This window comes from Chitinophaga niabensis, from assembly GCF_900129465.1.
In the GTDB taxonomy this organism is placed as follows: domain Bacteria; phylum Bacteroidota; class Bacteroidia; order Chitinophagales; family Chitinophagaceae; genus Chitinophaga; species Chitinophaga niabensis.
In genome coordinates this window covers 1,341,379-1,354,332 of record NZ_FSRA01000001.1, presented here as the reverse complement: position 1 = coordinate 1,354,332, position 12,954 = coordinate 1,341,379, and the positions used below count along the sequence as shown (strand labels likewise).

Annotated in this window: 10 protein-coding genes; 4 read left to right on the top strand and 6 right to left on the bottom strand. The window is 46.9% G+C overall.

Features of this window, described 5'->3' with window-relative positions; all coding sequences use genetic code 11:
- Nucleotides 1-6: 6 nt before the first annotated feature.
- Nucleotides 7-2,361, bottom strand: a complete 2,355-nt coding sequence (locus tag BUR42_RS05085) for a TlpA disulfide reductase family protein (RefSeq protein ID WP_074238192.1) — start codon at nt 2,359-2,361, stop codon at nt 7-9.
- Nucleotides 2,362-2,479: 118 nt separating this feature from the next.
- Between BUR42_RS05085 and BUR42_RS05080 the strand changes: the two genes are divergently transcribed.
- Complete coding sequence (locus BUR42_RS05080; protein WP_200798216.1) at nt 2,480-3,748, top strand: DEAD/DEAH box helicase; 1,269 nt, start codon at nt 2,480-2,482, stop codon at nt 3,746-3,748.
- Nucleotides 3,749-3,764: 16 nt separating this feature from the next.
- On the opposite strand, the gene BUR42_RS05075 is transcribed toward BUR42_RS05080, so the two are convergent.
- The 3 genes from BUR42_RS05075 to BUR42_RS05065 are packed head-to-tail and all read right to left on the bottom strand — an operon-like array spanning nt 3,765 to nt 6,619.
- Nucleotides 3,765-4,472 carry a DUF3667 domain-containing protein gene (locus BUR42_RS05075; protein ID WP_074238190.1) on the bottom strand — a complete coding sequence of 236 codons (708 nt, stop codon included), beginning with the start codon at nt 4,470-4,472 and terminating at the stop codon, nt 3,765-3,767.
- 37 nt (nt 4,473-4,509) lie between these two features.
- A complete protein-coding gene (locus tag BUR42_RS05070; RefSeq protein ID WP_074238189.1) occupies nt 4,510-5,214 on the bottom strand; it encodes a LytR/AlgR family response regulator transcription factor in 705 nt (234 codons plus the stop codon).
- Nucleotides 5,189-6,619: a sensor histidine kinase gene (locus BUR42_RS05065; protein WP_159442218.1), complete on the bottom strand. Its 1,431-nt coding sequence runs from the start codon at nt 6,617-6,619 to the stop codon at nt 5,189-5,191. The genes BUR42_RS05070 and BUR42_RS05065 overlap by 26 nt, the downstream gene beginning before the upstream one ends.
- A 172-nt stretch (nt 6,620-6,791) precedes the next feature.
- Here BUR42_RS05065 and BUR42_RS05060 point away from each other — a divergent pair, with 172 nt between their 5' ends.
- Nucleotides 6,792-7,661, top strand: a complete 870-nt coding sequence (locus BUR42_RS05060; RefSeq protein ID WP_074238187.1) for an ABC transporter ATP-binding protein — start codon at nt 6,792-6,794, stop codon at nt 7,659-7,661.
- Nucleotides 7,655-10,900, top strand: a complete 3,246-nt coding sequence (locus BUR42_RS05055; RefSeq protein ID WP_074238186.1) for a M1 family aminopeptidase — start codon at nt 7,655-7,657, stop codon at nt 10,898-10,900. Before BUR42_RS05060 ends, BUR42_RS05055 begins: the two co-directional genes overlap by 7 nt.
- Nucleotides 10,901-10,964: 64 nt before the next feature.
- Here the strand turns inward: BUR42_RS05055 and BUR42_RS05050 are convergent, their stop codons facing one another.
- Together BUR42_RS05050 and BUR42_RS05045 are read right to left on the bottom strand one after the other, a co-directional pair.
- Nucleotides 10,965-11,399, bottom strand: a complete 435-nt coding sequence (locus BUR42_RS05050; protein ID WP_074238185.1) for an SRPBCC family protein — start codon at nt 11,397-11,399, stop codon at nt 10,965-10,967.
- 45 nt (nt 11,400-11,444) lie between these two features.
- Entirely contained in the window at nt 11,445-11,963 is a 519-nt protein-coding gene (locus BUR42_RS05045; RefSeq protein WP_074238184.1) for a GNAT family N-acetyltransferase, read from the bottom strand.
- Between the two features lie 162 nt (nt 11,964-12,125).
- Here BUR42_RS05045 and BUR42_RS05040 point away from each other — a divergent pair, with 162 nt between their 5' ends.
- On the top strand, nt 12,126-12,944 hold the full coding sequence (locus tag BUR42_RS05040) for an SDR family oxidoreductase (protein WP_074238183.1): 819 nt from the start codon (nt 12,126-12,128) through the stop codon (nt 12,942-12,944).
- Nucleotides 12,945-12,954: the final 10 nt, after the last annotated feature.

The window sequence follows — 12,954 nt, the reverse complement described above, 5'->3', positions numbered from 1 at the left end:
GGATCATCAATCCTTGTGGGTCTGCACTTTAGCCTCCCTGCTCTTTTCCTGAAGACCGGTGAATTGTTCTACCGCCTTTTCCCAATCTTTCCCAAAAGGGATATTGAATACTGTACCGGATGGGCTGATCAGGAACTTGGCGGGATAACCCGGCACCTCATACTTTTTTTGTACCTGGTTATCAGACATGGAAGCAGGCATATCATAATTATGCGCAGCAAGATAGCTGATCACCGTCTCCGGCTGATCACGGCAGGCAATGGAAAGGAAAGCCAGGTCATTACGGCCTTTTATCTTTTGCGCAAATGCATTGATCTTTGGCATTTCTTCCCTGCAGGGCGGGCACCAGGTGCCCCAGAAGTCCAGCAACAGCCATTTCCCGCGATAGTCAGCCAACTTATATGTTGTTTTAGCATCGGGGCTTTTCAGGGTAAAATCAGGCGCCGTTTTCCAGGACTTTATTATATAATTATGAAAGAAGTTGTAAAAATCCAGTTGGGGAAAGTTCTTTGAAAAAGAAGCTTTCAGGTCTTCAAAGATTGAAGGATCAGCATTCAGTTGTTCGCTTAATACTTTCATGGCTTCTTTGCTGTTGCCCTGTGCAATCAGCGCTTCCGCAAAGTCAGCCCGGTAACTCTCTTTCGATTCCAGGAGCACACGATCGTAAAAGCTGGAATGTGCGCGTTCCTTTACATTTTTAGGAGAATACATCGCCGCTTTAGACAAATATGCCATCGCCTGCTTTTTATCGGTGGCAGCCAGTTCATCGCTTTTTAATTTACAGGCATATGCCAGCATATTCTGTTCTGTAAAACGGTCCGCATCCAAACTATCCAGCCTGTTCTTTTCCATGGCTGTGATCTGCCGGCTGAGCAGCATGCCCGCCTCTTTAGTATGCCCGGATGCCAGCAATTGCCGGTACACCAGCAAGGCATAACGATGATGGTTACTATACCTTTTACTTCCATTCATATTCTCCAGCTCATGCGCGATCCTTAACAGGGAATCTTTACTGGATGAATGTTTCATGGCCTGTACCCACAGGTACATGGGGTATACTTCATTACGGATCAGCGTATCTTCATCATTGGCCAGTTTCTCCATCAACGGATCAGCGATGCGCCTTCCATTGATCACATCTTTTGTTAGTTTGTCTATCTTCTTTTCAGGAACGCCTTGTTTTCTCCAGGCTCTCTGCAGTTCTTCAATGGGTCTCTGGTGAAGGAATTCCTGCGCGAAGGTATATTGTACCCAATCCCCATAACTCTTCTTCATGCGGCTGAGATAACGAATGGTATTGTAAGCACTGTCTACGCTGATAGACTTAACCTCCTGGAGTTTATTGTGTAAATGATGCGGGTAGGCTGCCAAAGCAGCGTCTTCAATCCGTGTTAATATTTCATTATACCTTGAATACTTATCGTTCATATTGGAGCCCTGCAACATGCCTGCCTTTGCAATCTTGTAAAAAGTAATATTCCCCATGAGCGGATCGTATTGCGCAAAATATTTCTCCAGCTTCAGGGAATCATACCCATCTTCATTCTTTAACGCTTCGCTGAAGTCGGACATTTTAGCAATAGCTGCCTTTGCATCCTCGCTGAGCGGAGAGGCTCCTGCTTCAGACGCAGTTACCCGGTTGAAGGACCTTTCAAAATGAACATCATCGCCAATGTGATTCTCAATGGTGGCAGACCTTATCATTCCGGTAGAAAGATCTAAAGAGAGGCGGCCTGTAATTTTCATCTTATGCTCCTTCTCTTCCCGTGCCAAACCATATTGCAAAGAAGAAGCGTCCCGGTCCAGCACGGTAAATACCGACAGGCTATCGGTGGATAACCAGCTATCAGGCAATTTATCAGGCGTAACGGGCAGGGATGGTACGATCCAATATAGCTCATTTACCAGGTACGACCTTTCATTCCCCTTCATGTTTCCTGCCACGTTCTTATCCAGCTGCCAGTCTTTAATACGCTCATTAAAAATGGACCTGATCCCAGGCTGCTCATTCATTTTCTCAAACTTATAGTGGTACAGGAATGGCCTGTTCAGCAAGGCCAGCACCTCCAGGTCCCTTGTATTATTGGTCCTGCTTTTATCTGGCTGCGCAGTATTAAATAGCCGCCCGCCCGCTTCTCCATCATAATTAAGCAGGGTACAATTGAGTACCATGCTGTCTTTTGCTACTTCCAATACCTTAAAGTACCAGGTGGCAGTATTTTTTTCGCTTCCTGTACGATGTTTCAACTGAGTAGTGATCTTGTAATAACCTTCACTTCCCTTTTTGGGAGTGAATTGCTGTGTTTTGCCGGTATTGCAGATCAACAGGAACAATACTGCGGATGTGAGTAGCTTTTTCATACGGGTTAAATAGTTAGGGATTGTGGCGCTAAATATAAGAATTCTCTTTTATTTATCATGCTGACATATTATCGTTATCTTTACCTGACACCTATATTAAAAATAAAGCATAATTAACTTGTATTTTCACGAATTTGATTTTGACGATGACTTACTGGACGGAATAGATGCAATGGGCTATACCACAGCTACACCAGTACAGGAAGAAGTAATTCCCATCATATTATCCGGTAGAGACCTCATCGCCTCTGCACAGACCGGTACCGGTAAAACCGCTGCTTTCCTGCTTCCCACTATACAAAATCTCCTCACGCATACCCATGATGCACAGCAGATCAATTCCATGATCATTGTGCCTACAAGGGAACTGGCTGTTCAGATAGCACAAACACTGGAAGGAATGTCCTACTTCACCAATATCAGCTCTATTGCGGTTTATGGTGGCGGAGACGGGGCTTCTTTTGCACTGGAGAAAAAAGCGCTTTCTTCCGGGGCAGATATTGTGATCTGCACACCCGGGCGCATGATCGCGCATCTCAACATGGGATATGTGAAACTGGAAGGGTTGAAATACCTGATCCTGGACGAAGCAGACCGTATGCTGGACATGGGCTTTTACGATGATATTGAGAAGATCATCTCTTTCCTGCCCAGGAACCGCCAGACGCTCCTCTTTTCGGCTACCATGCCGGTGAAGATGCGGAACCTTGCCTTAAAGATCCTGCAGAACCCTGCGCAGATCAATATTGCTATTTCCAAACCACCTGAAAAGATCATCCAGGAAGCCTTTGTAGTGAATGAAGAACAAAAGGTGCCCCTGATCAAAATGATCCTGGAAAAAAGGAAAACGGAAACGGTGATCATTTTCTGTTCCCGCAAGCAAAGTGTAAAACAACTTACACAAGTGCTTAAACGGGCCAGGTTTTCCGTGGAAGAGATCCATTCAGACCTTGAACAGGAAAAAAGAGAACAGGCGCTCCTTGACTTTAAAAACCGCAAACTGAAGATACTGGTGGCAACGGACATCCTGAGCCGCGGTATCGATGTGGAAGATATTGACCTGGTGATCAACTATGATGTGCCTAACGACGGAGAGGATTACATCCACCGTATTGGCCGCACGGCCAGGGCTGCTACAGATGGTACCGCTTATACGTTCATTGGCCCTAAAGAGCAAAACCGCTTTGTAAGGATCGAAGAACTGCTGGGCCACCCCGTAGTAAAAGCACCTGTACCGGAAGAACTCGGACCTGCTCCACAGTATACGCCCAAGATGAGAAGATCCGGCGGCGGTGGTGGCAAACCGAGGCACGGTCATCATAGCGGAGGCGGAGGCGGCAAACGCAAATTCCATCATCAGCCAGGTGCAAAAAAGAACAGACCGTAATCATTTACGGTTTTTTTTATCGCATAAATAAACTGACCATCGCCCAAACCAGTAACATATTGAAGGTGTAATAGATAATACTGATCAGGAATTCGTAGAGCACCACCTTCCACTTAGGCATATCAGGAAAGAGGCCCCACATCACCCATACCGGGTACAAAAACGAGATCGCGAAATTAAAGTACCCCAGCGCCCTTCCATCTACATGGAACACCAGCGCAGCTATGGCATATAGGAGCGCGAAGAGCAAAGAGATCATACCTGCATTGAAGATGTTCAGCACAAAATGTTCCGCATAGTTATACCGGCGGTAAAACAACCAGGTAAGCAGCGATATAAGCGGCAGCAGGAAAACGAATAACAACTTCAGGTGATGGTGAATGAACGCCGTTATCCTTACTGCCCTCAATGCATCAGCATCCGGCTTTACCGGTTGTTTGGTAAGGCTCAGCACCAGCAATTGAAAACCGATCATCAGGATGAATGCCGTGAACGGAGAAAAATAACGTTTACGCTGCCCTTCCAGGTAGTTCTTAACAGTCTTCCCCGGATAGGTAAGCATGGCCTTTATAAAGCCGAAGATACTTTTATCGGCGTGTGTAACAGCATGGATCAGTTCATGCACAAGGTGATGCGTGGTAAATCGATGGGTGTCTGCCTTTTGCCCGCATTGGGGACAGAAATTGCCGGTGAAGGCTGTTTGGCAGTTCTTGCAGTTGGTCATAGCAGGGATAGGATAGTACTATATTAAATATACGCTATTAGGTGAACAACTTAAAAGCATTCTTATAATTCTTTCCCACCAGTAATGTTTTCCCGTTCTTCAGCACTACCATATTCCCTTCCAGGTAATTCACGTGCAGTTTATTAACAATAAAGGATTTATGGATACGGATAAAATCTCCCGCCGGTAATTGCTCCTCAAAGCTGGTGAGGGTGCGGGGTGTAAGCAGGAACGCATCCTTCAGCCAAAGCTTTACATAGTTTCCGGCGCTTTCAAGATAGAAGATCTCCTTCACCTCCAGCTGCACAAAACGTTTATCCGTTTTAATGAACAACTGGTCCGGTGCTGTGCTTTTTTCCACGGCCACTTCTGCGGGTTGCTGCAGGCGGTATTGCTCCATGGCTTTGTTCACGGCTTTAAGGAAACGTTCAAATGCAAAGGGCTTTAACAGGTAATCACATACATCCAGTTCAAAGCTCTCCAGTGCAAATTCTCCATATGCGGAGGTGATGATCACCAGCGGTTTCTTCTTCAGGATCTTTAAGAGATCAAGGCCTTTGATGCGGGGCATTTGTATGTCCAGGAAAAGAAGGTCTATATGGTGTTTACTGAGGTATTCCAGGGCTTCTGTGGCCTGATAGCAATGCCCGGTTATCTGCAGGAAAGGAATGTCCCTGGCATACAGGCTGATCACCTCGTGGGCCAGTGGTTCGTCGTCAATGATGAGGGCTTGCAGCGGCATGCAGTTGTAATTTTAAGGAAGCGAAAAATGTATGGCCATCTGTTTCAGTATGCAGCGTATGATTGCCGGGATATAATAATTGCAATCTGCGGCGCAGGTTCTCCAACCCTATTCCTTTTGCAGTTCCTTTTACTGCAGGCTCTACAGAATTCCTGCAACTGAAATATACTTCATCTTTTTCAGTTTGCAGTTTAATATGCAGGAAGGAAGCACCTTCTGCAGGTTCCACACCATGTTTAAAAGCATTTTCAATTAAAATGATCAGCAAGAGCGGGGAAACCGGCAGGGAAGGATCATAGCCCTCATAGTCCAGCTGTACATCCACGGATTTATGCATGCGGATCTTTTGCAGGTGGAGGTAATCTTCCATATACTTCACTTCCGCACGGAGTGTTACCTGCTCTTTCTGCCCTTCGTAGATCACATACCGCATCAGCTCAGAAAGCTGTAAGATCACTTCCGGCGTTTTAGCAGAGCGTGTAAGGCTGAGGGCGTAAAGGTTGTTTAATGTATTGAAGAAGAAATGCGGATTGATCTGTTGCTTCAGTACATCCAGTTCTGCCTGTACCTGTTGTTTTTCCAATGTGGCTATCCTGCTGTGCTGGCGGAACCAATGAATAGCTACGATCACAGGCAGGGTGGCGATGAGTACAGCAAATACCCCCCAGGCATTCTCTGCATCAAATGGCTGTGAACTGATAACCTGGAAACGTTCATTAAAAGGCAGCCAGATAATGAGCTGCGCCAATACAGGATACAATACCACAACAGTTCCTGCAACCCCTGCAGCATAATATACTATCCCCCGTTCTTTCAGCAAACGCGGCACCAGGAAGTAATGATTGATATAGTAGATGAGGAAGCCGGCCAGCCAAAGCAGGAAGAACTGCAACCAGAAGCCCAGGAACAGGCCAAAATTATCCATGATCTTCCCGGCATCAAACACACCGCCTATCAGTAAAATGCCATCGTGATCAAAGCGGGGATCTCCTATGCCGGATACTGCCATCGCAGCACCCAGGCCTGTGAGCAACACAATCCCCAGCAGAATGGCCAGGTCCAGGCTGATCTTACGGAGGCCTTTAAAATGATGGATATACCCGTTGGCTTCCAGCACAAGGTCCAGCCAGAAGCAGGTGATGAATAAAGTGCCCAGCTCCGCATTGCCTCCTTTTATGGTAACTGCTGCCATAGCGTAGCCCACAAATACGGTCAGCCATACTGCGATATATTGCCACCATAAGAGTTTTGTTTTCAGCGCCTGCCTGAACCATGCAAATGCCATCAGCGGCAACAGCAGCACTGCGTAACAGGCCAGTGAAGAAAAGTACTGCTGCCAGGAGGTTGCAAACCAGATGGCTGCCCAGATCGTCACTACAAGGTATATCCAGGTATCCCGTTTCATGAACATTGAAAATAAGCCCTGCGGATGGGTTGAGCAAAAAATAAATGCCTAAGGTGCCCCTGCCGGAGATGAAGGGATCATTTTTGCGGATGAACGTTTCATCATCCCAATTACAACCCTGATCATTTTTACTTTCCGGCGGAGCTGCATACCTGTAGCTTGCCATAAAAAAATGCTGGAGATACAACACCTGACCAAGATCTATTCTAACGGGGTGAAAGCGATGGACAACATCACCCTCAGCATCCCTAAAGGCATGTTTGGCCTGCTGGGGCCCAATGGTGCAGGCAAGAGTACACTGATGCGTACCATTGCCACCCTTCAATTGCCAGACAGTGGCACCGTTACCTTTAACGGCGGCCTTGTCAATAAAAAGCAACTGGGGTTTCTGCCGCAGGAATTCGGCGTTTACCCCGGCATCTCTGCGTATGACCTGTTGCAGCATATTGCTATCCTCAAAGGCATACATAACAAGGGGGAACGCAGGGCACAGATCTTATCCCTGCTGGAACTGACCAACCTATACCCTGTAAGGCGCAAGGCCGTGAGTACCTATTCCGGTGGGATGAAGCAACGTTTTGGCATTGCGCAGGCCTTGCTGGGTAATCCGCAGCTGATCATTGCAGATGAACCTACCGCAGGATTAGATCCGGAAGAACGCAATCGCTTTCACAATCTGCTCGGAGAGATCGGTGAACAGGTAGTAGTGATCCTTTCCACGCATATTGTGGAAGATGTGAAAGAGCTTTGTCCGCGTATGGCCATACTGGGCCATGGCAAAGTGATACAGGAAGGCGTGCCGGATGAGCTGATAGCGGCACTTGCCGGCAAAGTATGGCAGAAGACCATTGCAAAAGCAGCGCTGCCCCATTATGAAAAAGCATACCCGGTTATTACAGCCCGCATGGTATCCGGCAGAACACTGCTGCATATATATGCAGCGGATGATCCGGGAGAAGGGTTCTCTCCTGCCGAAGTTTCTCTTGAAGATGTGTATTTCTCCGAACGTTATGGTTATCCCAAAACTCCTGTACCATGCTGATCTTATTTGAATGGACGTATCAGTATAAAAAGAAGCTGTTCCTCTTTGCCATACTGTTCTTCTCCGTACTGGGCTTTGCGATAACACAGGCTAACATTGGCCCGGCAGAAGTATGGAACAACGGGCCTTATGCCATCCATTTCATCCTCTGCTTTGTGAGCATCACCGCATTATTCGCCATGACCATCCTCTGCGCCAGTGCCGTTTTACGCGATAGCGAATACCGCATGCAGGAGATCATATATGCTACCGGTATAACAAAACAGGCCTACCTGGTTACACGCTTTTCAGGATTGATGATAGCCGGGCTCTGTATACTGCTGGCCAGTATTGCAGGCATGATCGCTGGCGGAATGGTGAAGCCCGGCGGGCCGGTGCAGTTGCTTTATTACTTCCAGGCTTTCTGCCTGATAGGCGTACCTAATGTGTTATTCAGTGCTGCCAGCCTCTTCCTGATCGCTAACCTGTTCCGCAGTACGGCATCCGTGTATGCGGGTGGCATATTACTGTACATCCTGTATTTCGTGGCTTCGCTGGCCGGTAATTCCCCCCTGATGGCAGGCTCTTCTCCCACAGGTACAGAACATGCGCTGTTATATGCCTTAGCAGACCCTTTTGGCTTTGTGCCTTTCTTAGCCCAAACCAAAGGATGGACGGAAGATGAAATGAATACGCTGACCATTGTGCCGGACCTTCATTTCACCGCGAACAGGATCTGCTGGATACTCGTTTCCCTGTTGCTGCTCACGCTTACTTATTTCCGGTTTTCTTTTGCTTCCTTTACTGCATCCGGCAAAGAGAAAAAACAAATAGCGGCTGCTGCACCGGGCATACCTTATGCACCAGTGGTTTTATCTGCCGGTAACCGAAAGGCCGTGCTGCTGGAATCCTGGCGGCTGGGTACCAAAAGCGTGCTAAAAAGCCTGCCGTTCCTGATCATGGTGCTGTTATGGCTTTTTATGATGGGCATGGAATTTTACCAGACCATTCTGCAGGGCATGTTTGGCATGCGGTTCATTCCCTATTCGGGAGAAATAGCAGCCCGGCTGCGCGACACACACCTGCTGGAATTGTTACTGCTCTATTATGCTGCAGAGATCAGCTGGCGGGAAAAACAGGCAGGTATGCAGGATCTGATAGATGCTACTGCTGCACCACGGCGTGTATTATTCTTCTCCAAATGCCTGACCATGATCACGATGGCGGGGTTACTGGTTACAGTGAATATTGCAGCTGCAGTTATCATGCAAACCACCGTGGGCTATACTGATTATGCTTTAGGTACTTATTTATCACTTTATTACTACAGTGGTGTACCTATGGCCATATTCGGCATATTATTCCTCGTCATACAACGGCATGTTCCCAACAAATACATCGGCATGGTGTTATCTGCTTTTGTCTTGTACCTCTTGCTGGAAGGAGATAATTTCGGCCTTAAACATCCGCTCTGGCATTTTGCTGCACCATTTAAAATGAAGTATGATGCATTGAACGGATGGGGACATTACAAAACTGCATTCCACTGGTATATGCTGATGGGAGTTTGCATCGCGCTGCTGGCGGCTGGTGTATGGCGGTATATAACAGGTATTGCGGCACTGCTTGTTGCCGGTTATATCTTTTACCAGACCCCATCTTCTGACGATAACTGGGGCAACGTATACCGGGAGAAATATATGCGCTATTCCACTCTGCCGCAGCCGGTGATCACTTCTGTTAAAACTGCTGTTGAGTTATATCCTGCGGAAAAAAGATATACGGTAAAGGGTACTTACCACCTGCTCAACAACACAGCAGCGCCTATCCCTGAAATACTCACAGGTATTACACCAGGCGTGAGCAGTATAAACATTTCCATACCTGGCGCAACGCTGCTTGAAAACGACGATCATTATAAGTTCCGGCGCTTCAGGTTACAACGCGTTTTGCAACCGGGAGATTCCATCGAACTCTCCTTTTCTCTCGCAGCCTCCACATCTGCCTTTACACCTTACAACCCGGAGAACTCCGTGCAGGAGAACAGTGCTTATATAGAACTGGAAAAGAACATTCCCTACATCGGTTATGCCCCTTCCCTGGGTTTAACCAAAGAGTATGATACCGAACCGGATGATAGTGCGCTGCATTACAGCTGGGTGCATTACGAAACCACTATCGGTACTGCTATCGATCAAACAGCCCTTACAGTAGGTACATTGGAAAAACAATGGGAACAGAACGGGCGAAAATATTTTCACTACAAAACAGAGGGCCCCATTGCCTTCATGTTCGCACTGGCCTCCGGGAAGTATCAGCAACAGCAGGTGAATGGTGTGGAGATCTATTATTATCACGGGCAGAATGTTCCGGTAATACTTACTGCCGCCCGGCAATCCCTTGCAACATATAACCGCATCTTTGGCCCTTACCAGTATAAAACACTAAGGATAGTGGAAATACCGCATTACCCCGGTGCAGGTACAGCATACCCGGGTATTGTATTCCTTAAAGAGAATTTCATTTTCGGTACTGATCTGAAAAAGATGGATTATGCCACTTCTGTTACCGCGCATGAAATAGCGCACCAGTGGTGGGCTTACCAGGTGGAGCCGTTGGGCATAGCAGGCAGCAAAGTGCTCACGGAAACACTGGCCAATTATGCAGAGGCGATCATCACGGAGCAACTGCAAGGCAAAGATTGGCTCACGAAGTATCACCTGGTCGAACATAATATTTATATCTCTTCCCGGGCAAATAAGGAAACAACATTGAAAGAAAGCCGTACTGAAAGTTATGTGCATTATCAGAAAGGCAGCATCGTTATGCAGGCTATGATGGCTGAAATGGGAAGCGATACCATCAATGCCGCATTACGCGGACTACTGAAGGCACATAGCTGGCCGGGAACAAGGCCTGCTACTGCAGACCTGCTTAGTAACTTCTATGCAGTTGCCACACCTTCACAACGCCAACTGATACATCGCTGGTGGGAAACAAAGTTCCTGTATGACCTTAGCTTAGAGGAGGCCGGCATGAAAAAATTACCTTCCGGGGAATATGAAGTGAAGCTGCAGGTAAAGAGTAATGCACCGGAGGAAAGGTTGGGTATTGCTTTGTATGATGATACAGGTAAAATGGTGTATAAAGGTTATCAAACACGTATTGTGCTGAAAGAGAAACCTGCACTCGCGGTGGTGGATCCTGATATACTGCGGTTGGAGAAGAACCGGGAGGATAATGTAAAAAAGATAGAATGAATAAAAGACTAACAGATGATCCACATGATCATTCCATCCACCATTCTAAAACCACAGAAGAGCGCTAATAGCGCTCTTCTGTTTTATCCTTAATCGTATCCATTACAATATCCCATTGTTTCTCATTGTTCTGATAAACCGTTTCCGTAGGGAAATTGCTGTGTTTCACTTTCAGCCGCGTTCCTTCTTCGATCGGCTCCAGTTCCATCCGTACCAGGGAATAATTCTCCGCCTGATCCGGCACACCACTGAAGCTGCTGTAATAGGTATATTCAAACACCTTTTCTTTATCGAACACTTCAATAGTACCTTTATCTTCATAAGGTTTGCCTTCATACTCCCCGGTAAAACGGATCAGGCTGCCCACTTTCCACTCACTGGTTACATTGGTGCCAAAAAGATATTCCTTTATCCCTTCCGGAGTGGTGAGAAATTTCCACACTTTGGAAACAGGTGCTTTAATGTCCAGTGCCTTGGTAACTACGAAATCCTGCAACATGGTGTTGAATTTTAGTGAGGTATTATGTAGTGCAAAAATCGCACCTTAATGCAAAAATTCCGGTGCATACTCCACCATGCCGGAAACACCATCCAATGCCCCGGGGAACAATTCCATCCCCATAAAAACATTATCCGGCACATCAAAGGGTGATGTGATCCCCCACCTGGAAGCAGGTACAAATCCGAACTTCGGATAGTAATGTTCGTGCCCCAGTACGATCACGGAACCATAGCCGGCCTCCGCTGCTTTAGACAGTCCTTCCCTGATCAGCATCCCGCCGATGCCCTGATGCTGAAATTCCGGTAACACAGCAAGCGGTGCTAATGCCAGGGCATGCACATTCCTTTTACCGATCTTAATCTCCGTAAAAAGTATATGCCCTGCGATGCGGTGACCAATGATGGCAACGAGTGAAAGTGACGGAACATACACAGGGCTTGTGCGCAAACGGTCTACAAGGATGGCCTCCTCTTCCCCCCTGAACGCCTGCTTATGTATTTCAAAAACGAATTTATGATCAACTTTAGTTTCCTGTTGAATGATAACTGAGTTAGGTTGCATGTTTAAATAATTCCTGAATGATAAAGTCTATATCTGCTGAAAATAGGGGTAACCCTCTCCATGTTTACATGTAAGGCAGGCCGTTAGAGACAGGCAGAGAGGGTATGTCAGGCAATGTTCATGAAATGCAAATATAATAACAAATCTGTCTATTTTTGCGCCATGCAAAATTCCTTTCAGCATAAAACTGTTGTGATCACCGGCGCTACCTCTGGTATCGGAAAGGCACTGGCCATCGCATTTTTACAGGCCGGCGCCAATGTATCCGTATGTGGCCGCAAACAAAGCACCCTCGATGCCCTGCAGCAGGAACTGAACCATCCTGCCTTACATACCTTTCCCGCCGATGTAAGCAAAGAAGCAGATTGCAAAGCCTTTATAGAAAATGCACTGGCCCGGTTCGGGAAGATAGACGTGCTGATCAATAACGCCGGCATCAGTATGCGGGCATTGTTCCATGATGCGGATGTGGAAGTACTCAAAACACTGGTGGATATTAATTTCTGGGGAACGGTATACTGTACCAAATATGCTTTCCCTTCTATCCTGGCTAACAAAGGTACCGTAGTGGGTATCTCTTCCATTGCAGGATACAGGGGTTTACCGGGCAGGACCGGTTATTCCGCTTCTAAGTTCGCCATGCAGGGATTCCTGGAAGCTTTACGTACGGAGAATTTGCATACAGGTATAAATGTAATGTGGATCTGCCCGGGTTTCACTGCCTCCAATATCCGCAATACGGCGCTGGATAAAAGCGGGCAATCCCAACAGGAAACACCTTTGAATGAGAACAAACTGATGAGTGCAGCAACCGTTGCGCAACATACGCTCAAGGCTATATTAAAACGCAAACGCAGCCTGGTACTAACTTCACAAGGCAAGATCACCGTACTGCTGAGCAAGCTTTTACCCGGCCTGGCAGATAAGCTGGTGTTCAATCACTTTAAAAAGGAACCGGGCTCTCCTTTAAAAAGTGAATAATTTTTAATTT